Source organism: Bifidobacterium thermophilum, from assembly GCF_002846655.1.
Taxonomy (GTDB): Bacteria; Actinomycetota; Actinomycetes; order Actinomycetales; family Bifidobacteriaceae; genus Bifidobacterium; species Bifidobacterium thermophilum.
In genome coordinates this window covers 162,584-187,704 of sequence record NZ_PCGX01000007.1, presented here as the reverse complement: position 1 = coordinate 187,704, position 25,121 = coordinate 162,584, and the positions used below count along the sequence as shown (strand labels likewise).

Genomic DNA, 25,121 nt, shown 5'->3' with positions numbered 1-25,121 from the left:
GGTTTCGGGGCTGCTCTGGCGTTCTTCCTGATTCGACACATCGACTATTCTAACGAGGACCATGGCCGTTCAGCCGGTCGCAAGAACCAGACCGGGATCACCTAAATCGACAATCCCGCACTCCCCCTCAGCTTCTGCCGACGCTCAGCACTGCCTCAGTGTCGGCAAAACCTCCTACCGACACTCACAGCACACTCAGTGTCGGCAGAACCCTCCACCGACGCTCACAACACTCTCACCGTCGGCAGAAGGTGGGGGGGCCGACGGTGTGTTGGGTATGCGACCGGGACGCTCCATTCTCTTACGCGTTAGGGTGGGTCCCACCGGTAATCGGGACGACAACCGGGCCACTTTTCGCGACGGGCGTGCCGCTTGCTGCACTTTCGCTCTCCATCCGTCCAGCGATCTCGCGCGCATGCTCGAGCAGCGTGGGAACAATCTGGTCTTCCGGTACGGTCTCGATGACCTTGCCTTTGATGAAAATCTGACCCTTGCCATTGCCGGAGGCCACGCCCAAATCAGCCTCGCGCGCCTCCCCTGGGCCATTGACGATGCAGCCCATAACCGCGACACGAATCGGCGCCTTGATATCTTTCAGCCCTTCCGTCACCTGCTTGGCGAGCTCAATCACATCGACCTGCGCGCGCCCGCAGCTCGGGCAGGAGATGATGTCGAAATGCCGTTGGCGAAGACCAAGATACTCAAGAATCTTGCAGCCAACCTTGACTTCCTCGACCGGGGGCGCGGACAGGGACACGCGAATCGTGTCCCCGATGCCTTCAGCGAGCAACGCACCGAACGCAAGGCACGACTTGATAGTGCCCTGCCACGCAGGCCCAGCCTCGGTCACGCCCAGATGCAGCGGCCAATCGCCCTTGCTGGCGAGCAGACGGTACGTCTGGACCATGGTGACCGGATCATGGTGTTTGACGGAAATCTTGAAATCGTGGAAGCCAACGTCCTCGAACATGCGGGCTTCCTTCAACGCCGAAGCGACGAGGGCCTCAGGGGTCGGCCCGCCGTATTTCGCATACAGCTCCTTATCAAGCGAGCCGGCGTTCACACCGATACGCAGTGAAATGCCCGCATCCGTGGCCGCCTTGCAAATCGAAGGCCCGACCTCGTCGAACTTGCGGATATTGCCCGGGTTGACACGTACCGCGGCACACCCGGCGTCAATCGCCTGGAAAACATACTTGCTTTGGAAATGGATGTCGGCAATCACCGGAAGCGGGGATTTCGCGACGATGGCGGGCAGCGCGTCCGCATCATCCTGACTGGGCACGGCGACGCGGACGATGTCGCAACCCGCCTGCGCGAGCTCACCGATCTGGCGCAGCGTGGCGTTCACGTCCACCGTCGGGGTGTTGGTCATCGACTGCACGGAAATCGGAGCGCCGCCGCCGACGGGCACCGGACCGACCATGATGCGGCGGGACTTGCGCCTCGGATGCAACGGGCTTTCGCTAATATCAGGGGCGCCTGTCTTGCGGAACCCCGTCTCGCCGCTTGCGGTCAATTCATCGTCTTGAATGCTGATGCTTTCCTTCACACCTGCTTGTTTATCAAAACATCGGCACGTTGGCGCGCTTCATGCTCAACTTGCCCCATTTCCTCCACGGATGCGAACAGCGGATCGCCGCGAAGCTCCGCATCCATCTGGTCGATCACCGCCTTGACCGTGTCCACAATGCCCAGATACGGCAGCCGGCCGTCGAGGAACGCATGAACAGCCTGCTCATTCGCCGCGTTCAGCACCGCGGTATGTTTCTCGGAGGCGGCAAGGCACTGCCGGGCAAGATTCACCGCGGGGAACGCTTCATTGTCCAATGGTTCGAATGTCCATTGCGCAGCTTTCGTCCAATCACACGCGGCGGCGATATCACCGAGTCGTTCAGGCGCGGACAGGCCGAGCGCAATCGGCAGCCGCATGTCCGGCGGCGAAGCCTGGCAAATAGTCGCGCCATCGCGGAATTCGACCATCGAATGCACAATCGACTGGGGGTGTACCGTCACTTCAATCCGCTCCGGCGGAATATTGAACAAACGGCTCGCCTCGATGACCTCCAGCCCTTTGTTCATCAGGGTGGATGAATTGATCGTGACCACAGGGCCCATGTGCCACGTGGGATGGTTTAACGCTTGGCTGGGGGTGATGGCGGTCATCTCATCGCGGTGCAGACCGCGGAACGGACCGCCTGAAGCGGTGACGATGAGCTTCGAGACTTCGCTATGGCGCCCGGATCGCAGGGACTGCCAAATCGCGGAATGTTCGGAATCGACCGGATTGATCTGCTGGTCGCGGACCTGGGCGCTGAACAGGAGATGACCGCCAGCGACCACGGACTCCTTGTTGGCCAACGCCAGCTGCGATCCCGCTTGCAGCGCGGCGATGGACGGTTCAAGGCCGATGGATCCGGTGATCCCGTTGAGCACCGTATCGGCTCCGCACCCGGCAAGCGCAACAATCGCCTGATGACCGGCGTGGATGGCGGTATTTGAAGCTCCCGCCTGATCGAGTGTCTCACGCAACGCCCCGACCTTGGATTCGTCCGCTATCGCGACCTGCGGGACATGGAATTTGGCAGCCTGCTGCGCCAACAGGTCAACATGGCTGCCGCCCGCTGCAAGTCCGGTAACCGTGAAGCGGTCCGGATGGCGGGCGATGACGTCAAGTCCCTGCGTGCCGATCGATCCTGTTGACCCGAGCACGATGACAGTGGATTGTCTGATCACAGTGGATGCTTCCTACTCCTCGTGACCGGCCTGAAGCTCCGTGTTCAGCGCCAACCGGTCGGTATTCACCTCTGGGAGCGCACAACTCCCCCTACTGGTTCACATGATACACTCGGGCGGCAATCAATCAAGGATTTCGGTCGGTTGCGCAGCTCGCCAACAGCGTCAGGTTTGTACCACCGAGGTTGGTATGCCTGATTGCATGTGCGCCTGATTGCCATGCCATGCACCGGCAACCATAGCAAGCCATACCCAATCGAACCGGAAAACCGCAATGATGCCGACGCAGGTGCGGCCAGGCGATAGCTTTAGTCCTTGTCACGCCCCTGCTGATGGTCGTCACCCAAGGACGGGAACGACAAATCGGGAATGTCAAAACCGTAGCCGGACGCAGACGTGTTGCTGTGGGAATCGTCGTCGCTGGCATCCGGGAACAGATTCACAGAAGGTGCGGCGGCCGTGGCAGCTTGGGCGTCCGCGTTCGGTGCGCCGAATGATGATGCCGACGGTGCAGCGGCGGATGCCGGTGTCGCCGGTGTTGCTGGCGTCATCGGTGTTACCGGTGTTGCCGGCGTCTGCACGGAAGCGGCAGAGAACGCGCTCGGCATCGATACCGGCTGCGATTGGATTCCCGCTGAGAAATCATGCGCCGGGGCGTCCGACGGAGCTCCAGCAGATGCCGCCGCGCCGAAAACGGACGCGTCTACGGAACCATTGCCGGAAACAGAGTCATTGCCGGCAGGGAATATCGAGGCCGGAGCAGACGCAGACAGTGCGGCAGGAGCGGGACCGGCAGCCGCTGCAGCGAACAAATCAGAGGACTGATTGGCAGCGGGCTGATTGAAGTCGGCGACAGGCGGAACCGACTGGCCGTTGAACAGCGGCGACGGCTGGAACGACGGCGGCACAGAAACGGGTGAATCAGTACCAGCAGACGCAGGCGTGTCGGCCTGAACCGGCGTGACCTGGGAACCCATGTTCGGGAAAATCGTCGACTGGTTGCTACTGGCCAGTGCCGCCAATGACGGGCTACCTTGGGCATTGGCAGATGCGGCGGCTTGGGAAACAGGGCTTTGGGCAGCTCCGAACAACGAAGCATCGAGCTGCTGCGCAGCCGTGGGCTGCCCTACCCCGGCATTGCCGGACGACGGTACACCGAACGCAGGCAGATAATCCGCCCCAGCGCCAGAAAACACACTGTTGGCAGAGTCTGCAGAAGTATGCTGTGGGGTTCCCGCAGACACCGGGGAAGTCGATGCCGCCGGCGTTCCCGCGCCGAAAGCCGGCTGATCAGACTGACTCGGAACGAAAATCGCCTGTTCAGCCTCATGCAGCGCGTCAAACGACTGCGGGGTCGCAGCAGCAGCGTATGCGGCGGCTCCCGATCCAGGAGCGAACTGCGGCAACGCTGCTTCCTCCTGCTGGGCGAACAACGGTTTGACCCCACCATTGGCGTGCGGCTGAGCAGACTGCTCTTCCGGGCTTCCCACATAATCCGCGACGCGGGCATAGGATTCGATGCGGCTGAGCAACTGGACACAAGCATTGATGTAATAATCGACTTGCCGTTCGTCATATCCGTGCTTGCCGCGGCGCTGGGTGAAAATCACGTTGGCGACACGCTGGGCGTTCAGATCGATGTCTTTCTTGGACTGGTCCTGATCAGCCCCGTCGATGCCGAGTTCCGCGGCTGCCTTGTCGACCACCTGGTCGACCAAACGGTCCACCTGCTTGCGGTCATAGGACGGTTGCTTGCCCTCGCCTGCGGCGAAACGCTTACGCTGCGGACGCTGCGCATGTCCGGCGATTTGACGATACAGATCTTCGGTCTGGGCTTTCCACGCCACTCGGCCGTGCTGTGTGATCTCCCATGTCGTCTGCTTGTCCACGACCGCACGCTCAAGTCTTGCCAATGCAGCGTCAACCTGGGCGATTGCGTAACCGCCCTTGCGCATCTCGAAAGACACGTTCTGAATGTCCTTCTGCGTCAGCTGCATGCCTTCACTGTCATACAGCTTGTGCGCACGCTCAAGAAACTCGTCGACCTGGGGCACGTCATAGCCCCACTTGCGCTTGCCTACGAGCGCAATACCTGACGCACCCTGTTCGGTTTCAGGTTTCTTAGCCATTGACTACCGACCTCCTAGACGTATATTCCTAGGCTCAACTGTACGTGATTGTTTAGACTCTTTTGCTGGGAAAACCCATAAACCATACCGAAAAGCGCGTTGTTTCGGCACGCTCCCAACGGTGCGTCCGGACGGGAACACGCCGGGATGCGGCGCTCGCGGCGTGTCATGCAGTAGAGTGGAGATTTGCGGGCGATTAGCTCAGTTGGCTAGAGCGCCACCTTTACACGGTGGATGTCGGGGGTTCGAGCCCCTCATCGCCCACTTTCCCGCAGCCATTGCAAACATTGGGATTGCACGATATGCGGATTTCCGTCTCCCCGCGTCGGTAGAGCTTCTGCCGACGGTCAGAACGCCCTCAGCGTCGGTAGAAGCAGGAGAAGAGGCATGAATAAGCGCCTGGGAACGGTCAGCTGACAAGCAATTCCAAGAGCAGGGCACACACCCACGCCTCATCCGCCACTTCCACAAACTAGCTACGCTCAGGACACCGCCAGCGTAACCAGTTTGTAGAGGAGTACGAACCAGCTATGACTAAGACGCCGCTGGCACAGTTGCTCGCTAGGGTTCAGTGGGAGGAACCTTTGCCGAAGGCACGCAGCTGAATGCCGTTCCAGTCCTTGCTGACTGTCAACGGAGTAGCGGCATTCATACCCGCGGTCTGCGCGGCGGATTGCACCGTGCTTGCATTCGGAGCGCCTTCACGACCTGGCTTCGGGCACAGCACCCACATCGGGCCGTCATCCCCAAGCACCGCGTACGCATCGACAATCGTGTCGGCGAGCTCGTCCTCGTCGTCACCGTCACGCCACCAGATGATGACCCCGTCAACCGCGGAATCATAATCCTCGTCAACGAGTTCCTCACCCGTCAACTGTTCAATCTTCTCACGGATCGAATCGTCGACGTCATCATCCCACAGCCATTCCTGCACGATGTCCCCGGAACGGAACCCGAATTCTTCAGCGTTTTGAAATGCCGTTTCAATCACGTTGCACAATATAGCAAGACACGCGAACTTATTGGTTACTTATGGCTGTTTTTGGACACTTTACCCGCCAAGTCACCTGCCATGTCACCGCACATCGCAGCTCACACCGTGCAATGCGGCAGGCTGTTCCCCTTGCCTTTACCGATGGCGACAAGCGCCTTGTACGCCTCGTCGAGCGTCGACACCTTCACATCGCGCAGCCCCGACGGCACATGGCCGACGACCTCGTCACAGTTGGACGCGGGAGCAAGGAACCACGTGGCACCGTCACGCTTGGCACCCTGCATTTTCAGCCGGATCCCGCCAATAGCACCGACTTTGCCGTTACTTTCCATGGTTCCCGTCCCCGCGATCGTCTTGCCGCCCGTCTCATCGCGGGCTGTCAGCTTGCTGATTACACCGAGCGTATACATCATGCCGGCGGACGGACCGCCGATATCGTCAATATGCATATCAACGTTGACGCCGGAAACATCCACACCGAGTTTCTTGGCATACGCGAGCGCCTGTTTGGTGGCCGCTTTCTGCGACGAGGACATCTCCTTATTGGCTTCCTTATCGTATTCCTCGGAGGTCTGGCCGGGAGTGAACACCGCCTCGCTCGGTAGCACGGTCGTGTCGGGGCGGAAATACATGACAAGCGTCGCGATATTGGGTACCGGATACCCCGGCACGCCGGAAGCGTTGACCGTTACCATGAGTAGTTTGCCCGACTGCTTGTGTGTGCGAGCGCCGGATATCGCGATGATCTGCTTACCTGACGACGTGCCGAGCACGTTGCGTGTAGGACCAGGCGTTTCAATCACATACGGACTGGGCATGAGCAGGACAAGCCCGCACAGCAGAACGCAGAACGCGCCTGCATAATAGCCGAGGCTGCGTCGGTCGAAATCGTTGCGTGCGCGACGCAGGAACGCTGCGGCGGCTTGGATGGAGCGCGTGAAACTCATACCGCCATACTAGCCAGTCACCTGCCGTCATGGCCATATGCGGGCGGTATGGCAGGCAATTGCCATCGCCAAACGCCGGCCCCTCCACCGACCACCATGAATTGCTGTCCATCACCGTCCGCATGGCGGCATTTCACAGCTCTCGCCGCAATCCGCTCACCATCAGCGAACAATGAGGCGGCTGACTGTATCATTAGGGGTACTTACGCGCCCACTCTCAACCGAAGGATGACAGGTCATGGACGAACACGCGATACACCAGTGGCTCATCGATTGTTTTGGCCCGATCCAGGGAGAGATGGCTTGGCAGCAGCTTTCCCAACTGCCGCAGGAGGTCCGGGACCAACTGGCGCAGCAGGATCCACAGAAGCTGCCGAAGCCTGATGAAGTGCGGGCAATGATGAAAGCCTTCACAGAAGGCGGGCTGAATTCTTTGGCCGAAATGCAGCAGACCGTCGAGCGCGGGCCAATCAACGTGAAGCTCGCGGCAACCATCGCGCTCGACCGCGCCAACGACGAATCATCATGGCAATCCGTCAACGCGCAAGACGCCGCCAGCGTACGGCGTGCCGCCAGCGAGGCGAACCTGTGGCTGGACAGTGCCTGCGAATTCGACCCCGCTCCGGGCGAAACCGAAGTGCTCACCCGCGCCGACTGGGTCAACGGCACGCTTGATTCATGGGCGAAATTCGCCGGGCCAGTCGCATCCGCGATGAACGAGGCCCTGGCATCGGTGGTTTCCGAACGGCTCGGGGACGCGTTCGACGGCGATATCGCCGGTATTTACGCAGGCCCGATTCCGCTGCCGATTCCAGAGAATCTCAAGAATCCGTCACAAATTGTCAAGCTACTGGCGAATACGTCATTCGCCATGCAATTGGGCCACGCCGCCGGCGATTTGTCGCATGAAGTCCGCGGCAGTTTCGACCAGGGCGTGCCGCTGCTCAATAATCCGGCGGGCGGGTTGATCGCGCAAAACGCCATTGAATACGCGCGTTCGCTTGATATCGACCAAAGCGAGGTGCTCGCTTTCCTCGCGTTGCAGGAAGAAGCGCATGCCAGGCTGTTCGCTTCGGTTCCTTGGCTTATGCCTCGATTCGAGGCGCTGATCGGCAAGTACGCACGCGGAACGCGCATTGATTTGGACGCGATGGAAGAGCAGCTGCGCGATGCGGAAATCATGAACCCGGATTCCTTCTCCGGCGCGGTGAACCTCACCAACGTGGCCATCCCCGATACACCGGAGCAGCGTGAGGCTCTGGCAAGCCTCGAGGAGCTGCTGACGCTCGTGGAGGGCTGGACCGATTGCGTCACATGGAAGGCCGGCATGGCACACCTGCCGCATTTGGATCAATTGCGTGAAATGATGCGCCGCGAGCGCGCGGTCGGCGGGCCGGCGCAACGGACTTTCGAATCGCTGCTGGGATTGCAGTTGCGCCCCAAGCGCATCAGGGAAGCAGCCGATCTGTGGGCGCGAATCGACGCGGATTTCGGTATGGAACGCCGTGACGCGAAGTGGTCGCACCCTGATCTGCTGCCGAAACTGCCCGGCGAGCATGCCGGCGACGAAGTTACGTCGGGTGCCGCGACTTCCGGCGCTGATGCGGATGCTGCAGGACAGACGGGTGCTCAAGGAGCTGAGAGCACAGGAATCGATTGGGATGCGGAGCTGTCCAAACTGTTGGATGAGGACGCGCGCAGCCAGAACCAATCCGAAGCGGGGTCGGACGCGGAATCCGCCCAGAACAATCAGCACAGCCCAAATGGTGAGGATGGCCAGAATCCGGGGCATCCGGCCCAGGACAGCGGCAATCACGTGGATGGTGCCGGCGAGGGCAACACTGCTCAAGGCGGTGATGCTCAAAGCGGTACCGCTCAAGGCGGCGCCGACAATGGGAATGGCACCGGCGAGGACGACTAATTCCTAAGACTCCGACGACCATAACGATAGACAGGATGATGTTGCCACTTGCGGTCACGGCCCACCGCTTGACCGTTCGGCGGCATCATCCCGTCAAACCTTGAGGCGTTATCAACCTTTACCTGACGCAGCTGGTCAGCCGCCGGTCGTCTAAATCCAGACGCACGGCAGTCACACCAGAAAACGGCTCGGGCGTCGGCGCGCGCCCGTATCGCTCGACTGCCGGGCTGCAAACGACAAGTGCAATGTATCCTCAGCACGAGTGACCCCCACGTACATCAACCGGCGTTCCTCCTCAAGCGCTTCACCGGGCGCCGGAGACCCGTACGGTAACAGCCCCTCCGAACAGCCAACAATGAACACGTGTGGGAATTCCAGACCCTTCGACGCATGAATCGTGGATACCGTTACAGCAGAGGAATCCTTCACAATCCCCTTGGCCTCAAGCAGCGCCGCTTGTTCCTGCGTTTCATCGGCAAGCGGCGACGACTGCCAACCGGCATCACGACGCACACGGAACCGCAATCCTTGCCCTCGCAACGCGGCACATACATGCTGCTGTTGGGCGTTGATGCGCGTCAGCACCGCGATATCAGATGCCGACACGCCTTGTGCTACAAGCCTTGCAATCCGGGCGGCGATACCCTGGGCTTCCTGCTCGTCGTCATCGTATTGGGTGCGAACCACGCGCACCCCCGCACCACGGCCGGATTCCAGACGCAAGTAGTGCTCGCGTTCGGGAGAAGCAGCAAGAATCCGGTTCGCATACCCCACAATCTGCGGTGTCGAGCGATAATCAGTGCGCAAACTGATATCCGCAGCGACAGGCGAGAATTCCTCGGTGAAATGCAACAGGTCATAGCTGCTCGCCCCGGCGAACGAGTAGATGGTCTGCGCCGGGTCCCCCACCACGCAGATGTTCCGGTTGTCGCCCAGCCAACGGGTCAGCAGACGATGCTGAAGCGGCGAAACATCCTGATATTCGTCAACGGTCAGCCACCGGATCGAACGGCGGATGGCACGCGCGGCATCCGCATCATCGTCAATCACATGACACGCCATGAGCAGAATGTCATTGAAATCAATATGCCCTGTCGCCGATTTCTCTTGTTCATACGCTGTATATACGTCAGCGAAACGGTCAGGTTCCAAGCCGATAGGCGGCTGCCGGTGAGTGGCGGCGCAAACCCTGCCATAATCGTCGGGTGCGATGAGCTGCACCTTGCACCAGTTGATTTCAGCGAGCACATCGCGTACTGCGGGCAATCCGGTCTGGGTGGGGTCAAGACCTTCCGGATTCACCGTGCGACGCAACGCCCGCGCGGTAAGCTCCTGCGGACGGTCGGTGACATGAGGGAACGGCGCGCCGCAGACATCCGGCCATACGCGACGAAGCTGGTGGAGGGCAGCCGAATGGAATGTCGTCGCGGTCACGTCATCGCCGACACCAAGCGTGCCGAGCCGGGCACGCATCTCGGCGGCGGCTTTCACGGAGAAGGTGACGGCGAGGACTCCTCGGGCATCCCAGGCGCCCGTTCGGCAGCCGTAGGCGATGCGCCGCGTGATGGTGCGCGTTTTACCGGCGCCTGCACACGCCACAATCCGCACCGGTCCGTCCAACGCCGTGGCAGCTTCGCGTTGCGCATCATCGAGGCCTGCGAGCACATCATCCTCAACCGAACCATTCATACCTCGCTATTGTGTCAGCCGGCACGACCGCGTGCAAACTTGACACGGATGGCGGGATGGTGGATGGTGTCCCTGCTTGGCGTTGCGCATGGCGATTGCGAGTTGGCGCACGGCGGGCGGTGGGAGCCAAGAGTTGAAGCGGCGCTCAGTTGGAATCTTGGACTATACCCGTTGTCGAATGTCAATCAGCGATTCAGTCCGGGCAACAGGGCGCAAATCGTCGGATATGGGAGCGCCGACCCCCAGGAAATGGCGGAATACCAAGAGAGGAGACCCATCGGCCATCACACGGCAGGGCATGCAGCTGGACCAAATCCAAAATCGAGGCTCGAATATGAATCCAGTCCGAGAGACCCGCGGACACGGGAGTACAGGACCATAAGGAATGGCGGAATACCAACAGATGAAGCCCGCCGGCCATTCCGCGGCAGGACATGTATCAGGACTGAATCCGAAATCGGCGACCGAACATGAATCCAGTCCACAGAACAGGACACAAACCGGTATGCGCGAGAATGCCGGGCATAGGAAATGGCGGAATACCAAGAGATGAGATCCACCGGCTATTCCATGCTAGGACATGCGCCAGGACCAAATCCGAAATCGGCGGCCGAACATGAATCCAGTCCGAGAGACCCGCGGACACGGGAGTACAGGACCATAAGGAATGGCGGAATACCAACAGATGAAGCCCGCCGGCCATTCCGCGGCAGGACATGTATCAGGACTGAATCCGAAATCGGCGGCCGAACATGAATCCAGTCCACAGAAACAGAACGGAACCCATACATGTAAGGCATCCGACTTGAAAAAAGCCGGAATACCTAGGAAAAGCCCAGCCGAATGACCATCATCGATGCATACCCGGCCGAGCCGGCAGACCGCAATTGAGCCATACCACGCCAAACTGGACTTTACCGACAATCGCCATCAAGTCATTCCATCCATGCCGCGCCCGTATTCCTGTACACGGTTTTTCCGCCCAACATGCCGAATCCTGCTCGATTCAGGCGATTGCCTGTATTACTGTGGAACTGTGAATCAGCGAAGCGATTTTATGCTGGCGGCCTTGGCGTCGGCCGTCATGCCGGACATTTCCGTGGCAGGCGTACGCGCCAGCAACCAAGGCAACGCCACCGACGAAGCCCGAGGCATCGACCATGCCGTCGTACAGGACTCCTCAGGACGCCTGTATGACGTGCATGCCAGCGACACCGAAGCGGGTCGCAAGCATCTGCGCGGGCGTATCAAGGCCGCCCAGGCGCTGCAGCGGGCGAAGGAGCCTGCTGCGCTCGGTTTCGCCGTCGACCGTGTACTCGCCAGTTCCGACGGGGACGACGAGCATGGCCCGACCGGCACGACCGCGGTCATGGTTTCGCCGCATTTCGATGGCATGTCACGGCCACTTGACCTGCTGACCTTGGATGATTGCGCCAGCGTCGGCACGGCGATCGGCGCGATTCACCGGCTCAATCCGGCGTTCATTCCGCAAGAGCATTATCCAGCGTATGCAACCGGCCAAATCAGGGCGCAACTGGTCGCATGGATCAAGCGTCTCAGGCAAGCCGGGCATATCCCCCAGGAAATCACGTCAAGCTGGACGGCGGTACTCGACACGGATGGCCTGTGGTCGTTCTCCACTTGCCTGGTGCATGGTGGATTCCATGACGGGGACATTCTGTTCTCAGGCTCGACGATCACCTCAATCGTCAACTGGCAAGACATGCAGATCAACGATCCGGCACGCGATCTTGCATGGATTTTCGGCAAGCTTGACGAACCGCACCGCAATGCGGTGTTGGCGGCATACGGACGGATGCTGGGTTCGCGTCTGGACAGCCTGATCATGTTGCGGGCCAATCTGTGGCTGCAAATGGAGCAGGTCGGCGAATTCATTCAGGCGCTCAGCGATGCAGACAGCCAGAAAATCATCCAGTTCAAGGCTCAAGTCGAACGGCTCGCCCACCAGCTGAGCCTTGCGACCGGATCGCGGTCCCCTGCCGCATCAATCCACCGTTCCGACGGCAAGCCGCCGAGCACCATCACAGTCGGCACTCTGCTGGATGCCGGGGAGCGGCGTGACGCGATGCTGCGCGAGGAAGCCCGACGCAAGGCGGCTGCGCAGGAAGCGGACAACACCAATGATGCTTCGGCACAAGCCGGGAACGCCGGAAACGGTGAGCCGAGCGACCAGACCAATGAGACCGACCGCACCGGTTCGGCGCAAATCGCGCGTGCGACCATCAAACGCGACGAGACGGCGGACAGCACGAAATCTTCACCGGTACACGCAGAGAACGCCGGAAACGCCGGAAACGCCGGAAACGCCGGCGACAGCACAGCGAGCCGCCCTGTTACCAACCCGCATAGCGAGGCGCCGACAATTGCCATCAAACCGCCGAGCTTCGCAATTCGCGGCATCCAGGTGAATAACGCGTCGGGCACCATCCAGACCATCGACGACGACACACGCAGCGAGACAATCACGGTTGCAAACGCCCAGGGCACGCAAAGCGTTGCTCGAAACGAAATCCAAGGCGGAACTGCACACCAGACGAACGATGGCGGCACTGATGCAGCACGCCCGGAGGAAGGTCGTGGAGGGCAGTCGGCGCAGCATTCCGCACGCAGTGCGCAATCAGCGCAGTTCCAAGTGCAGGAAGCGACCCGGTACATTGGGCAGAACAGCAATGTGATCAGCGAAACGCGGTCGTATGTTTCCGCTAGCGTCCGGGTGCGCAAAAACGGCGATGCCAACGTGGATGGGTTCGCCGACAGCGACGCCGAAACCGTGGCGTTCCGGGCCGCTGAGCAGCAGTCCGGTGACGATGAGCATGCTCCGGAAACCATTCTCATCCCGCTGCTTGAGCGTGAGGAGCGCGCGATGCGGGACGCCCGGGAAAGCCTTGAGGCCGCGTCCCGTCAGCAACGCCACCGCGACGAAGCATCCGATGTTTCCAACAATCCGCAAGATGCCGGCAATCAGGTATCTGATGGGCGATCGGATGCTCACGACAACGGTGACGGTCACAGCGAACCCGTTATTTCAAGCGGCACAGACGACAGCCATGGTCATGCCGACCAGGCAGACAAAGCTGATCAGGCCGAGCAGGAACAGCGCGATCAGCAAGACCGCCCAGCCGGGCAACCGACCGATGCCAACCATGGCGAAGAGGCTGCCGCCGGGCAGTCCGACACCACGCCGAAAGCGTAACCGCACGCCAACGGGCACAATAGAACACAAGAATCACAGGACATAGCCGCACGACACCCCGGTTTCCTTCCGGGAAGGCACAGGATGGGCGCGCGGATCAACGACAGGAGCAGACATGGACATCGAACTGGGCATCCAGAACGTGGCACGGCCGGTGAGCTTCACTTCCGATGATACAGCCGAGCATATCAGCGCAATTATCGACGACGCGGTCGCCAATGGCAAAATCATCGACCTCGTAGACACCAAGGGCCGGCATATCGTGGTTCCGGGCGCGGCGCTCGGCTATGCGCTGATCGGTTCCGAAACCAAGCACGCGGTCGGTTTCGGCGCGCTGTGAGTTAGCGCCGAGGCATGCGGCGCGCATAGTTTCTGGATATACGTGAGCTGCGCAAGGTACGTAATCACACAATTCAAGTAGGCATACGGTACGCATTCTGTTGTAGAGCTGGGCTGCTGCTGCAGGGCCTGTGCGGGGCTTCGCGGATTGTGTTATGCGACCCCCGTTGCGCGGACGGTATTGCGCAGACCGTGGTCGCACAGCAACGACAACAATGCCCGACTTCCTCACCGGGAGGCCGGGCATTGTCATTACCGTACGTTGTCGCCTCGCATCATTGCGTTACGTCGTTGTTTTCCCGCCATCCTGCCGTCGGGACGTTGGACTTGGGTCGCCACGGACACAGACACGCCGCCATTGCCCCCGACACTCTGGGCCACGAATCAAATCAACGGAATCGTGCCTCGCTCAACGATGCTCCTGACTGTTTCATCATCGGTCAGGTTCTCCCCCAATCGGTTCGGTTTGCCACCTTGCCCGTGCCAATCGGAACCGCCGGTGACAAGCAGATGGTGGCGTGAGGCGATATCCAGCAGGCGCCGACGCTGCTGGGGCGGATTGCCGCGATGCCACACTTCAAGCCCGTCCAGTCCGGCATCGATAAGCTGCCCGATTTGGTCGTCCGACAACAGCACGGGATTACGACTGGGATCGCCGGCATGAGCGATGACACTGACTCCCCCAGCTTGCTTGACGGCACGAACCACATCGACGGCATCCGGCGACGGAGTGGGAATGTAGTAAGGGCTGCGCGAACCGACAGCGCCGTCGAACGCCGCCGAGCGATCCGGATACGCCCCCGCAGCGACCAACGCATCCGCGATATGCGGCCGGCCGACTGTCGTCTCATCGCCTTCGCGAATCTGAGCGAGCACATCATCCCAAGTAATCGGGTAATCCTTGGAAATCAGCTCGACCATACGCTTCGTGCGCTCAAGTCTGGCTCGACGAAGTTTGGCGAACAATCCGCTGATTTCGCGATTGTGTGGATCGTACTGGTATGCGAGCATATGCACCGACACGCCATCCGCATCCGCCGTCACTTCAGTGCCCCGCACCAGATGCAGGCCGTACTCCGTGGCAGCCGTTGCCGCATCATTCCAACCTGCGGTGGTGTCATGATCAGTGATCGCAACCCCGTGCAGCCCCAATGCGCACGCTTCACGGACCATATCCGCAGGTGTCTGCCGACCGTCGGAGAAGACGGTGTGACAGTGCAAATCCCACCCCTCGGATGGCGGATTATCAGCGATATGTGCAAGAGTCATATCACCATCGTAAGCTGGATATTCGCAACCGGCCAACGACACGCGCAGAAGCGCGGCGCGCACGGCACATCGGTAATCAGCGTAACCAGCGAGGAAGGCGGCATCGTGAGCGAACAGACGACACCAAAGCCACAACAGCAGCGGAATTCGAGCGCTTCGGCAGAGCAGGATGCGGTGATTCCCGGCTGGCGACACGGCAGCACATGGACGTATCTGATCATGCTGCTCGCTTCTGCGGCGGCACTGTTTGTTTCGTTCATGCTGTCCGCCGAGACGCTTCGACTCGCACGCCGGCCGAATCAGCTGCTCGCCTGCGATATCAACAATGTGGTTTCCTGCTCGCAGGTCGCGCAATCCTGGCAGGCGGAGCTGGTGAAACTGGGTGATTTGAGCTTCCCGAACGCCTTCTTCGGCATTGCGGCGGAAAGCGTGTTCGTGACCATAGCAGTGATTGGTCTGGCTCGTGTGCGCGTGCCGCGCTGGTTCGCAACTTGCACGTGGCTCGGCGGGCTTGCCGCGCTGCTGTTCTCCTACTGGCTGACCACGCAGTCGTTGTTCGTGATCCACGCGTTGTGCCCGTGGTGCTTGGCTCTGATGTTCTCGACGACCATCCAGTTCATGGCGTTGAGTCATGCGACGGTTACGGTGCAGGATATTCCCCATGGCAAACGCGGTTTGCGCACCTATTACCGTCTGAATTATGACCTGATGGCGGATGTCGTGTGGGTGCTGGCGATTATCGCGCTGATTTTGGTGAAGGACGGCAGCGCAATTTTCAGGTGAGCTGAGCCGCATTCGGCAGTATCGCACGGTGGGTGGGCGCATTGCACGAGTGCGAACGGCCCCGGCTGTTTTCGGCTGGGCTTGTCCGCGCAAAATTGTCGCTAGCGGTACCGTATCAACAGCCTCGTCGCCACTGCCTTGAGCGATTTCTCTTATACAAACTGGTTACGTTCAGCGCCCGCTGAGCGTAACCAGTTTGTATAAGAAAGGGTTGGCGTGCACACGGGCTGCCCCAATCTCAAGCGAGCGCGCTGAATGCGCCCAATGATTGCGTCCGCTCGTTGCGAGGATTAGAGGAGCACACCAGGCGAGTTACAGCAGATCGATGCGACCGACCAGTGTCGCCGAACCGGTGAGGAACACCCGGTCGTCGCGGACATCAACTTGCAGGGTGCCGCCGCGCACGGTAATCGTCCAATGGTGGATGCCGGTTTTGGCCAACAAGGTGATGCCTGTGGCGCACAACCCGGTTCCGCATGACAGGGTCTCCCCTACTCCGCGCTCGTTGACACGCATTGTAGCCTTGCCAGTATCCGTACCGGCGTCTTGGGAATCGATGCGGACGAATTCAGCGTTCTGATCGGACTCAAGTACCGGAGCCACCTCCGGTTTGGTTACAAGATTCAGCGCTTCAACCGCCGGCAGGGTGGATTCCCCGTCTTCAAGCACGCTGACCACGTGCGGATTGCCCATATCCACGAATGTTCCGCGGGCGGACCCGTCAGTCCCCGGAATCGTCACGTTGAAAGCATCCGTCTCCCCACGTTTCCACGGGCCCATGTCCACACGGAACACATCGTGACCGCATGGGGCCATATCGCCTAGCGAGACGAGCGTTTTCACCCCAGCACGGGTTCCCAGACGGAATGGCTCGCCGCCTACACCTTGCGCATATCCGAGCCGTTGCGCGAACAAGGCCGTGGCACGCGTACCGTTGCCGCACATTTCAGCGAGGGAACCATCCGCGTTGCGGTAGTCCATAAACCATTCAGCGCCTTGGGCATGAAGGTCTGCGGCGGTATCAGCGGAAACGTCTCCCACATGCTCGGGGTGGGTCAGGCGCAGCAGGCCGTCTCCGCCGATGCCGAAATGCCGGTCGCACAGGAAACGGACCTCGTCTGCCGTCGGCTCGAATTCGCCGTCGGGATCAGCGTATATGACGAAATCATTGCCGGTGGCGTGCGCTTTGTATACCGTGTGTGGAATGCTCATGCCATCACTGTAGCGTTTCGACGCGAGGATTGCTGACAGCGCATCGCATAGCGGGCGGATGCGGATGTTGATGAGCATACGCAGACGAGAAGCACTGCAGCGTCGGCCGTCACAACGGTTGCCGGTCGGTAATCTCAGACGACGTGGATTTCATTCACAGTCCCTGCGCGCCCCGCGCCCATCGCAATGGTTGCCACAATCCAACAATCGAGAAGCGAGCAACTTCAGGAATACGACATACCGCTTATTCATGGTTGGCAAGTTTCGCCTTGAATTTGTACACAATCATGACGACTTCGGTGGCCCCTGCCGCGGTAACGGTCATCGCCGTGCCGTCCGGGAACAGCGAGGCAGGCAACCCGGTCGCCTGGACACCTTCGACGCACCAGTCCTCCTGGAGAATGGTATGACTGGAGCCATTGGCATCCTCCACCCCGATGCTCACCGGCTTGTTCATGGTCTGTTTGCACATGAACACCGCGTAATACATTTCATCGTCGGCAACGTCTTGCGAAAATCTAATGGAACCGTTGCCCCGGAACTTGCGAGAACCGAGTTCGGTGTGCGGACGATACTCGGTCATCATCTTACTTTCCGCATAGCTGCGTAACCCGGGAACAGTGAAGTCCGCATAGGTTTTCAGATAATCCGGCTGCACCGGTTCCGACGAGGAAACGCCGGCAGGCGCGGACGCGGTACCGTCCGCGGACGTGGCTCCGCCCGGACCGCATGCCGTGGAGCACAACACCATGCAGAGGCAGCTTGCCACCACCACAATGATTTTCAGGACGTGCATGATTACCGACCGGTAGGCTCCATTGCTATTCATAACAACCTCCTTGTCGTCGGACGACATCTTGAAATGCCCCTGTTGAAATCCCGCGATAATCCTCGGTGATTTCCGCGATACCACTCAGGATAATCCGCGGTATCACGCCATGCAAGCCCCACCGGTAGCAGTTCCCACCGATATAACTTGACTGGTAGAACTTGTCCGGCAGGGAACCGAATCCGAGCACACAACCGCAAGCCGGTAAACCGGACATCCGGGTTCGCGGCTCTCAGTCGACAGCCAGTATTTCCACCGTTCCGGCGGTCCGGCGAACACCGCATACCGACAGGCCATACTGCCGAGCTCTACAATCGTCGAGTTCTGGCCACAGCAGTTCTACGACAGTGGTAAGAACAAAACGCACCAGAACCCCCGGGAGCAGACGGTCTTGTGATCATGCCCCAGTCACGCGTGTTTGAGCTCGCCATGCTCCTTGCTTTGCGCGTACATCACACCGATTTTGCGCGCGTACCAGATGAGCGCAACCGTGCCAGCGAGCGCTACAACGATCAGCACCAGCATTGATGCACTGATACCGGTTTTCGCCAAAGCCCCTGCAATGCCACCGGGCGTTGATGTGGCAGTCTTCTTAGTGCCGGAAGACGCAGCACTTCTCTTGCCGTTGCTCGTTGTGGCGGACGACGGAGCAGCCGTCGCAGCGGCGCTCACTGTGCCTTTCGATGATGTCTTATTGTTTGGCGCGTTTTCGCGATTGACCATCGCGTCAGCGGCGATCTTGTTTGTCGCCGCTTGGGCGAGCGCGGCTTTGGCTTTCGCCAACTGTTCCTTGCTCTGCGCTAATGTCGCAGCACTCTTGACAAGCTTGGCATCGGCATCGGCCTTTGCTACGGTGGCATCTGCCAATTCAGCTGCTGCCGCACGCAGCGCGGGTGCGTCGGCGTCCCTCTGGCTGTCCGCAGCGCGCTTGGCAGCCAGTGCCGCATCATTGGCGGCTTGTACGGAATCACGATTCTGCGTTGCCTGCTGCAATTGGGTATCCGCCTGCTTGACGGCATCGCTGTCCGCGGGATTGTTCCGCCTGACTGCGGCATCATTGGCCAAAGCCCTCGCATACGCGGCTTCGGCACTTTGTAATGCTGCAGCCGCGCTTGCCAACGACACCGCGGCTGCGGCGGCTTGCCTCTGCCCTGCGCTCGCGCTGGCAACCGCTTTTGATGCGGCAGTCACACGCTGTTGCGCGGCATCTGCGGCTTGTTTCGCATTCTTGTTGTCAGTAACTGCTTGATCATAGGCGCTCTGGGCCTCGGTTAAGTCATGTTTCGCAGATTCATAGGCGCTGTCCGCGGCTTTGGCGTTGCTCTTCGCATCTGATGACGTGCTCTCCGACGACACACTCGATGACGGCTGAACTGCAGAGGTTCCCTTGCTTGCCTTCTCTCCGAATCCCGCTGCGAACGCAGTTCCCGGCAGCATGCAAGCCACGGCTGCGACAACCGCAATAACGTACCTGATACGTTTCATTGTTCCCCCTATCCTTGCCGGCGTGAATGGCTCCAAGCGGCAATGTCCTGCTCTGTCACCCATTATGGCCCGGATGCGATGACATCCGAAAGCCGATAATTCGACAATATCAATGCGACACGCCCAGAGTTGCACTTTGTATCGAAGGTATTCTCGCTACATGCGAAGCCGGGTTCACCTATCTGCGCATATTCATGCGCTTTTGTACCGAGCGGCACCGTTCAATCCGCCCATATCATCAGACGCCAATTACAACACGCCGTTGGGGAACGATGCTACTATCTGCGGTAGCGCGTGCAGTTCGGATTGCGGACACGCGGCATCGTCGTTGAATGAATCGTTGAGGAGGAACCATGACTTCCACTGCACCGATCGGCGTGTTCGATTCCGGGTTGGGAGGCATCACGGTTGTGCGTGAAATCGCGAAAGACCTGCCAAATGAGCAAGTCCTGTATTTCGGCGATTCCGCAAACGCCCCGTACGGCACGAAAACTCCCGAACAAGTGCGGAAACTCGCATTCGCCATTGTCAACAACTTCGTTCGCGAAGGCGTCAAAGCCGTGGTCATCGCCTGCAATACGGCGACATCCGCCGCGGTCGATGCGCTGCGGGAACAGTTCACCATCCCGATTATCGGCATGGAACCGGCGTTGAAGGTCGCATGCGACCGTGGACACGGCGTCCCTCAGCATGTCATCGTTGCCGCCACCCCACTGACCTTGCGTGAACAGAAGTTCGCCAAACTCATGGCTCGGTTCAACTCAACCAACGTCATTTACAAACAGCCTTGCCCGGCGCTGGTGGAGATTGTGGAGCACGGGCAGCTTGACGACAGCGAGCTGGTCGAGCGCACGCTGCACGGGTATTTTGACGGCTATGACCTCGAGACGATTGATTCCGTGGTGCTCGGCTGCACGCATTTCCCGTTCTTCCGCGATTACTTCCGTCGGCTCATGCCCAGCAGCACGGCGATCATCGACGGAAACGTGGGAACCGTGAACCATTTGCGCGTGGTGCTCGAAGCGCTCGGCCAGCTCGCCCCCGAAGACGCGGAAGGCACAATCGTGCTGTCCAATTCGGACCCAAGCGAACGGATGACCACGTTGATGCATCAACTGTTGACACGGTAATCATAACCGACGAGCCACATTGCGGCCGGATGGCCGGGGCAGTTTCCCAGTCGTATCGGACGGACCGCGACAGCTGTCTGTCTGCTGAACGAAGCATCTGTCCGCTATGCGATCCGGCAGTCGCACCATGGGCAGATAGCCCGGGCAATCGACGAAACTGCCGCCATATCACCCGGCCGTGCAACCGCGCAGCCGCACCACAAGCAGATAAGCGGCGACACCAGCCGCGACACCGTGGTCATCAGTCGGCCCACCACATACATCCCGATGCACCACGTGCACCTCCATGCGCCCCTATGCGACACTTCAGTATCATCTGCGCGGTTTCCGCCATCGGTCGCCACTTTGTCCACGCTTCACCCGTAAGCTCGCATTATGCGCGCATGTCAGGCATGCGTTCGGTGAGATTACCAGGTGTGAGGGAGACGAAATGGCAAAAACGGCGCTTATCGATGTCGGCGGAGGGTATCGTGCGATTTTCGGGGCAGGCGTCATGGACCGGCTCATGGAAATGCACATCGACTTCGACCACTGCTACGGTGTCTCCGCGGGAAGCGCCAACATGGTCGGGTACATCGCGCGCCAGCCCTACCGCAGCCACAAGTTCTACACCGAGTACGCCAATCGCAAGGAATACGCAAGCGTTCAAAACTTCAGGAAGAACCATAACTTCGTCGCGCTTGACTACGTGTACGGCACGCTGTCAAACCACGATGGCGAGTATCCGGTTGATTTCGAAGCGTTCGAGGCGAATCCAACCAGATTTACCGTCGTCGCATGTAACGCCGAAACTGGTCAGCCCAAGTATTTCGACAAGTCCGATGTCCATTTCGATGATTTCGACATCATGAAGGCCTCTTCTGCCGTGCCTGTGGCCTGCGAACCGTACGTGATCGACGGGGTCCCCTATTTTGACGGCGGCATCGCCGACCCCATCCCCATGCAGAAAGCCATCGACGACGGGTACGACCGGGTTGTGGTGATCCTCACCCGGCTCAAGGATGTGCTGCGCGAGCAGAAGAAAGACATCATGCCCTCGCGCATCCTGGAACGCACCTACCCGGCCGCAGCCGACCGGTTGCTCAACCGGTACCAGACGTATAACGACGAGGTTGCGCTGGCCAAACGGTACGAGCAGGAGGGCAAGGCGCTGATCATCGCGCCGGAATCCTTGTACGGGCTGTCCACGCTGACCAAGAAATTCGAGGGGCTGGAACGCATGTACCGTGCCGGGTATGCCGCCGCCGAGGCGATTCCGGCGTTCCTGGAGAGCTGAGCGCTGCGAATCCTGATCACGCACGGTTGCTGGAGGCCGATTTGGCGAGTTGATGACGAAAAATCCTGACAACCCGCCAGCGCAATCTGGAAGGTGAGGCGCCGGAATCAACAACCACGGAATCGGCCGCCCCGCAATCAGCTGACCCGAAATAGGCGCGAGCGAGATGCCGAGTCTGACGCGGCACACACCGGCACACATGAATCGGCACACATAACAAGTGGCGGGTTCCAGACATCACAAGCGTCTGGAACCCGCCACTGGCAAGGAATCCGCGTCGCGCCCGAATTTGAGCGAGGGCGCGGACATCCGTGCTCTGCACTAATTGAGCGGAGCCATACCGGCCGGGCGCGCGGAAGCCGCTGCCGTGGACGCAGCAGCAGCCGCATCGGACGGGACTTCGCTGGCGGTGAGCATGGCCTTGGTGACCTGCTCGTACAGATCCTGATACCCGCCAGGCGTGGAGGCGGGCAGCACCACGGTCTTCGCGTTGCGGGACTCGGACAGCGAGCGCATCACGTCGAGATACTGGTTGAACAGGACCACATTGTTGACATCGGCGATATTCATGCCGACGGCCTGCAAGCTCTTGATCTGGTCGACAATACCATTGGCGATCTCACGACGATAGTTCGCCTGGCCCTCGCCCTGCAGGCGGGTCTTCTCGGCTTCCGCGGCGGCCTGGGTTTCGATCTGGATGCGTTGAGCCTCGGCACGCTGGCGGGTGGCTTCCTTCTCACGCTGGGCGGCGTTAATGGAGTCCATCGCGTTCTTGACCTGCGGGCTCGGGTCAATCGCGGTGATGAGGGTCTTGACGACGGTGAAGCCGAAGCGGCTCATTTCCGTGCCGACGGTCTTCTGCACGTCGGCGGCGACATCGTCCTTGCGGGCGAATGCGTCATCAAGGGTGAGCGCCGGTATTGCGGAACGCAGGGCGTCCTCCATGTAGCTGCGCAGCTGGCCGGCCGGATCTTGCAGCTCATAGTATGCCGTGGCGACGGATTCCGGAGCCACGCGGAACTGTGTGGAGGCGACCACGGTGACGAACACGTTGTCAAGGGTCTTGGTTTCCAGCTTCACATTCAGCTGGCTGACCCGCATATTCGTTTTCATGGCGATGCGGTCGACGAACGGGATTTTCATACGCAGGCCCGCATACTGAACTTTATGGAACTTGCCGAACCGTTCAATGATGTAAGCCTGCTGCTGCGGGACCACGTACAGTGCGGAGCACAGCAGAAGCACCACGATGACAATCAAGGCGATAACAAACGGCATGTGGGATTCCTTTCATCCGATTCCGCGCAATCTTTGCGCGAACAGCCGTCTCCATCGTATCAGAAACTGAACAGAATGCCGGAATCCGGCCATTTTCAAGACACGCTTCCCAAAAGCTGAGAGCCGGCTATCGATTTTTGCGAACGCAACGCCACCACACGAAAGCGTGCAGGTTGTTAGGGTCAAAGACAACCAACGCATTCACACTGACTGCAGCCATCTGCGGTCACACAGCCATACCGCACTGCCGGATGCGGCGCGCATCATCGCACCGTGATGCCGGCACGCCGCATGTCCCATCCAAGGAGGTTCCGCATGCCACGTATCTTCCAGGTCAGCGTTCCGTCCCTGCGGGTCACGCTGTCCTCCATTTTCCGCAAGCAAGGCTTCAATTCGACTGACGCCTTGTATCTGGCCGGCACGCTCATCGACGCCGACCAGAGGGGGATCAGCTCGCACGGCACGCAGCGCATGGCCATGTACGACGCGAAAATCCGGCATCGGATCATCGACCCGCACGCCCGCCCCGGCATCGTGCGCAGCAAAGGGGCTAGCCTGCTCATCGACGGCCACGCTGCCATGGGGCAGCTCGCCATGCGCGAGGCGACCAATCTGGCCATCGGACTGGCGCAATCGCACGGTGTAGGCCTGGTGACCGTGCGCAATTCAAACCATTTCGGCACCGCCGGGCAATACGCGCGCAAAGCCGCCGATTCCGGATTCGTTGGCATCGTCTCGACGAATTCCAACCCGATTGTCGCGCCAACACACACCGCAGTTCCCGCACTGGGCAGCGACCCGATCGCCGTGGCCGCCGGTTACGGGGACGACCAGCTGGATTTCGACGCGGCAACCAGCACCGTGTCGCTAGGCAAAATCGAGATTCACGAGAAGACCGGCACGTCCATCGACGCCGACTGGGCGGTCGACGCGCGCGGAACCGTCAACCACGACCCGGCGGCCATCATGAACGGCATACGTTCCAATCCACGCCGGGCCGCTTTGACCCCGCTCGGCGGACCAGGCGAAAACGGCGGCGGGTACAAAGGTTACGGCCTGGGGCTTGCGGTGGAACTGCTCACCGGACTGCTCGGAGACGCGCCCGCATCCATCGACTTGAAGGGCACTCACATCAGCCACAGCATCCTCGTGATTTCCCCAGAAGTCTACGGCGGCAGCGATGCGCTCGCCGCGCGGGTCTCCCAACTCGCCAAACGCCTGCGTTCCCTGCCCTCCAGTGACGGGCATCCCGTGCTGTTCCCCGGCGACAAGGAACGCGCCGCAATCGCCCAGCACCACGACAGTGTTCCGATCGACGACGTGACCTACCGGCAGGTGCGGGATATCGCGTGGGGGCTGGATATCGACGAACCGCAGATTGTGCGGGTTGAGGGGGCGGATGGTGGCGGTGGTGATGAGGACGCGGGCGCAGTCGAAGGCCAGAAGGAGATCGTGGATGGGCTTCCCGCGTAGCAGAAACTCCCAGATGCCTGGGCTTCCGAGCTGTGGTGCTTGTTGTGTGATCGTGTGAGGATCCGCTCACACAGCGGGGTCGCGATTGTCTTGTGGTAGGGGTTTGGCTTGTAGGGGTGTCGTTGTGTGAGGATTCGCTCACACAATGACAGGTTGGGTGGCCGGAATCGACTGGTTTGCCGGTTTTTCCTGTGGTTGCGTGAGGATTCGCTCACACGATAACAGGCCATGACCCTCCCGTGGTGTGGTTTGTCTTTGTCTGACGGTCACTGTGTGAGGATTCGCTCACACAGTGACCGGTTTGATGACTGGAAACAGTCATTCGCGACCACCAGATGTCTGTTGTGCGAGGATTTGCTCACACAACAGACAATCCGCCGGGACTAACGGAACTCCGGTGACGGGGACGACATCCAG

The 25,121-nt window shown here is 60.1% G+C and carries 17 protein-coding genes, 1 tRNA gene and 1 pseudogene; 8 read left to right on the top strand and 11 right to left on the bottom strand.

Annotation, left to right across the window (positions count from 1 at the left end):
• Positions 1–301: 301 nt before the first annotated feature.
• The 3 genes from ispG to CQR48_RS02705 all read right to left on the bottom strand — a co-directional run bounded on the left by ispG (position 302) and on the right by CQR48_RS02705 (position 4,865).
• Positions 302–1,552 carry a flavodoxin-dependent (E)-4-hydroxy-3-methylbut-2-enyl-diphosphate synthase gene (gene ispG, locus CQR48_RS02715; protein ID WP_015450073.1) on the bottom strand — a complete coding sequence of 417 codons (1,251 nt, stop codon included), beginning with the start codon at positions 1,550–1,552 and terminating at the stop codon, positions 302–304.
• Positions 1,549–2,733 (bottom strand): 1-deoxy-D-xylulose-5-phosphate reductoisomerase, encoded by a 1,185-nt coding sequence (gene dxr / locus CQR48_RS02710; RefSeq protein WP_101451942.1) that lies wholly within the window; start codon positions 2,731–2,733, stop codon positions 1,549–1,551. The genes ispG and dxr overlap by 4 nt, the downstream gene beginning before the upstream one ends.
• Positions 2,734–3,044: 311 nt before the next feature.
• Positions 3,045–4,865, bottom strand: a complete 1,821-nt coding sequence (locus CQR48_RS02705; protein ID WP_101451921.1) for a DivIVA domain-containing protein — start codon at positions 4,863–4,865, stop codon at positions 3,045–3,047.
• 190 nt (positions 4,866–5,055) lie between these two features.
• Between CQR48_RS02705 and CQR48_RS02700 the strand changes: the two genes are divergently transcribed.
• A tRNA-Val gene (locus CQR48_RS02700) sits at positions 5,056–5,129 on the top strand.
• 304 nt (positions 5,130–5,433) lie between these two features.
• Here the strand turns inward: CQR48_RS02700 and CQR48_RS02695 are convergent.
• Both CQR48_RS02695 and CQR48_RS02690 read right to left on the bottom strand, forming a co-directional pair.
• Complete coding sequence (locus tag CQR48_RS02695; RefSeq protein ID WP_205827695.1) at positions 5,434–5,865, bottom strand: DUF3052 domain-containing protein; 432 nt, start codon at positions 5,863–5,865, stop codon at positions 5,434–5,436.
• A 92-nt stretch (positions 5,866–5,957) separates the two neighbouring features.
• A complete protein-coding gene (locus tag CQR48_RS02690; RefSeq protein ID WP_101451920.1) occupies positions 5,958–6,806 on the bottom strand; it encodes a YlbL family protein in 849 nt (282 codons plus the stop codon).
• A gap of 238 nt (positions 6,807–7,044) precedes the next feature.
• Here CQR48_RS02690 and CQR48_RS02685 point away from each other — a divergent pair, with 238 nt between their 5' ends.
• Positions 7,045–8,727: a zinc-dependent metalloprotease gene (locus CQR48_RS02685; RefSeq protein ID WP_101451919.1), complete on the top strand. Its 1,683-nt coding sequence runs from the start codon at positions 7,045–7,047 to the stop codon at positions 8,725–8,727.
• 171 nt (positions 8,728–8,898) lie between these two features.
• On the opposite strand, the gene CQR48_RS02680 is transcribed toward CQR48_RS02685, so the two are convergent.
• A complete protein-coding gene (locus CQR48_RS02680) occupies positions 8,899–10,416 on the bottom strand; it encodes an ATP-dependent helicase (RefSeq protein ID WP_101451918.1) in 1,518 nt (505 codons plus the stop codon).
• 1,057 nt (positions 10,417–11,473) lie between these two features.
• On the opposite strand from CQR48_RS02680, the pseudogene CQR48_RS09295 reads away from it, so the two are divergent.
• Together CQR48_RS09295 and CQR48_RS02670 are read left to right on the top strand one after the other, a co-directional pair.
• Positions 11,474–12,871 (top strand): annotated as a pseudogene (locus CQR48_RS09295) (phosphotransferase); the annotation flags it as partial.
• An 874-nt stretch (positions 12,872–13,745) separates the two neighbouring features.
• Complete coding sequence (locus CQR48_RS02670) at positions 13,746–13,970, top strand: DUF3107 domain-containing protein (RefSeq protein WP_015450064.1); 225 nt, start codon at positions 13,746–13,748, stop codon at positions 13,968–13,970.
• 383 nt (positions 13,971–14,353) lie between these two features.
• Here CQR48_RS02670 and CQR48_RS02665 read toward each other — a convergent pair whose 3' ends face one another.
• Positions 14,354–15,238: a PHP domain-containing protein gene (locus CQR48_RS02665; RefSeq protein ID WP_101451941.1), complete on the bottom strand. Its 885-nt coding sequence runs from the start codon at positions 15,236–15,238 to the stop codon at positions 14,354–14,356.
• Between CQR48_RS02665 and CQR48_RS02660 the strand changes: the two genes are divergently transcribed.
• Complete coding sequence (locus tag CQR48_RS02660) at positions 15,224–16,021, top strand: vitamin K epoxide reductase family protein (RefSeq protein WP_015450062.1); 798 nt, start codon at positions 15,224–15,226, stop codon at positions 16,019–16,021. The genes CQR48_RS02665 and CQR48_RS02660 overlap by 15 nt on opposite strands.
• 312 nt (positions 16,022–16,333) lie before the next feature.
• Here CQR48_RS02660 and dapF read toward each other — a convergent pair whose 3' ends face one another.
• From dapF to CQR48_RS02645, 3 genes are all read right to left on the bottom strand, one after another.
• The gene (gene dapF / locus CQR48_RS02655; RefSeq protein ID WP_101451940.1) at positions 16,334–17,233 is read right to left on the bottom strand and encodes a diaminopimelate epimerase; all 900 of its coding nucleotides are present in this window, start codon (positions 17,231–17,233) and stop codon (positions 16,334–16,336) included.
• Positions 17,234–17,477: 244 nt separating this feature from the next.
• Positions 17,478–18,062: a hypothetical protein gene (locus tag CQR48_RS02650; protein WP_101451916.1), complete on the bottom strand. Its 585-nt coding sequence runs from the start codon at positions 18,060–18,062 to the stop codon at positions 17,478–17,480.
• 408 nt (positions 18,063–18,470) lie between these two features.
• The gene (locus tag CQR48_RS02645) at positions 18,471–19,547 is read right to left on the bottom strand and encodes a hypothetical protein (protein ID WP_101451915.1); all 1,077 of its coding nucleotides are present in this window, start codon (positions 19,545–19,547) and stop codon (positions 18,471–18,473) included.
• A gap of 353 nt (positions 19,548–19,900) precedes the next feature.
• On the opposite strand from CQR48_RS02645, the gene murI reads away from it, so the two are divergent.
• A complete protein-coding gene (gene murI, locus CQR48_RS02640) occupies positions 19,901–20,677 on the top strand; it encodes a glutamate racemase (protein ID WP_015450057.1) in 777 nt (258 codons plus the stop codon).
• 430 nt (positions 20,678–21,107) lie between these two features.
• Entirely contained in the window at positions 21,108–21,953 is an 846-nt protein-coding gene (locus tag CQR48_RS02635) for a patatin-like phospholipase family protein (protein WP_101451914.1), read from the top strand.
• A 321-nt stretch (positions 21,954–22,274) separates the two neighbouring features.
• On the opposite strand, the gene CQR48_RS02630 is transcribed toward CQR48_RS02635, so the two are convergent.
• Positions 22,275–23,231, bottom strand: coding sequence for an SPFH domain-containing protein (locus tag CQR48_RS02630; protein WP_101451913.1), 957 nt, complete (start codon positions 23,229–23,231; stop codon positions 22,275–22,277).
• A 315-nt stretch (positions 23,232–23,546) separates the two neighbouring features.
• Here CQR48_RS02630 and CQR48_RS02625 point away from each other — a divergent pair, with 315 nt between their 5' ends.
• Positions 23,547–24,704, top strand: coding sequence for an Ldh family oxidoreductase (locus CQR48_RS02625; RefSeq protein ID WP_180334518.1), 1,158 nt, complete (start codon positions 23,547–23,549; stop codon positions 24,702–24,704).
• Positions 24,705–25,121 lie beyond the last annotated feature (417 nt).

Excerpts from the sequence above, each read along its gene's own strand:
- CQR48_RS02705 (WP_101451921.1), bottom strand. The coding sequence starts at position 4,865 with ATGGCTAAGAAACCTGAAACCGAACAGGGTGCGTCAGGTATTGCGCTC.
- CQR48_RS02690 (WP_101451920.1), bottom strand. The coding sequence starts at position 6,806 with ATGAGTTTCACGCGCTCCATCCAAGCCGCCGCAGCGTTCCTGCGTCGC.
- CQR48_RS02685 (WP_101451919.1), top strand. The coding sequence starts at position 7,045 with ATGGACGAACACGCGATACACCAGTGGCTCATCGATTGTTTTGGCCCG.
- CQR48_RS02680 (WP_101451918.1), bottom strand. The coding sequence starts at position 10,416 with ATGAATGGTTCGGTTGAGGATGATGTGCTCGCAGGCCTCGATGATGCG.
- CQR48_RS02670 (WP_015450064.1), top strand. The coding sequence starts at position 13,746 with ATGGACATCGAACTGGGCATCCAGAACGTGGCACGGCCGGTGAGCTTC.
- CQR48_RS02660 (WP_015450062.1), top strand. The coding sequence starts at position 15,224 with ATGTGCAAGAGTCATATCACCATCGTAAGCTGGATATTCGCAACCGGC.
- CQR48_RS02665 (WP_101451941.1), bottom strand. The coding sequence starts at position 15,238 with ATGACTCTTGCACATATCGCTGATAATCCGCCATCCGAGGGGTGGGAT.
- dapF (WP_101451940.1), bottom strand. The coding sequence starts at position 17,233 with ATGAGCATTCCACACACGGTATACAAAGCGCACGCCACCGGCAATGAT.
- CQR48_RS02650 (WP_101451916.1), bottom strand. The coding sequence starts at position 18,062 with ATGAATAGCAATGGAGCCTACCGGTCGGTAATCATGCACGTCCTGAAA.
- CQR48_RS02645 (WP_101451915.1), bottom strand. The coding sequence starts at position 19,547 with ATGAAACGTATCAGGTACGTTATTGCGGTTGTCGCAGCCGTGGCTTGC.
- murI (WP_015450057.1), top strand. The coding sequence starts at position 19,901 with ATGACTTCCACTGCACCGATCGGCGTGTTCGATTCCGGGTTGGGAGGC.
- CQR48_RS02635 (WP_101451914.1), top strand. The coding sequence starts at position 21,108 with ATGGCAAAAACGGCGCTTATCGATGTCGGCGGAGGGTATCGTGCGATT.
- CQR48_RS02630 (WP_101451913.1), bottom strand. The coding sequence starts at position 23,231 with ATGCCGTTTGTTATCGCCTTGATTGTCATCGTGGTGCTTCTGCTGTGC.
- CQR48_RS02625 (WP_180334518.1), top strand. The coding sequence starts at position 23,547 with ATGCCACGTATCTTCCAGGTCAGCGTTCCGTCCCTGCGGGTCACGCTG.